Raw genomic sequence first — 380 nt, 5'->3', positions numbered from 1 at the left:
AAGTACGCACGTACACGGTACAACCCAGGGAGATTGTCTGTGATTTTGAATGACTTAGTTACCTGGTTGTAAAAAACACCACTCGTAAGATCAGTAGCTGTCCAGGAACCATTCACATTCCTTTCTAAAGCTGCTGTATATTGCCAATTTACATCACCATATGCATCTGTCAAAGTGATATCAACGGTTGTTGCATTAGGTCCATATTTGTTTGCATCTGTAAATAAAGACGTCCTTTGATTCGGTTTTCCAATTCCATTATCATTTCCCGGCATAAAAACACTCTCCTTCAATTTTTTATTAAGGCAGCATAATTCATTGTTATAACTTAAGGGGATATTTATTTAATCAGTTTTTTCAATAAATTCTCTCCTTACTTT

Annotated in this window: 1 pseudogene; it reads right to left on the bottom strand. The window is 35.5% G+C overall.

Annotated features, from left to right (window positions below):
• Window positions 1-275, bottom strand: a pseudogene (locus JDS96_RS30790) (hypothetical protein); the annotation flags it as partial.
• Window positions 276-380 lie beyond the last annotated feature (105 nt).

Origin of the sequence: Bacillus cereus group sp. N21 (genome assembly GCF_016483395.1) — a bacterium.
Lineage (GTDB): Bacteria > Bacillota > Bacilli > Bacillales > Bacillaceae_G > Bacillus_A > Bacillus_A pseudomycoides.
Note: the sequence above shows the minus strand (reverse complement) of the source record. Positions and strands in the feature narration are given on the sequence as shown.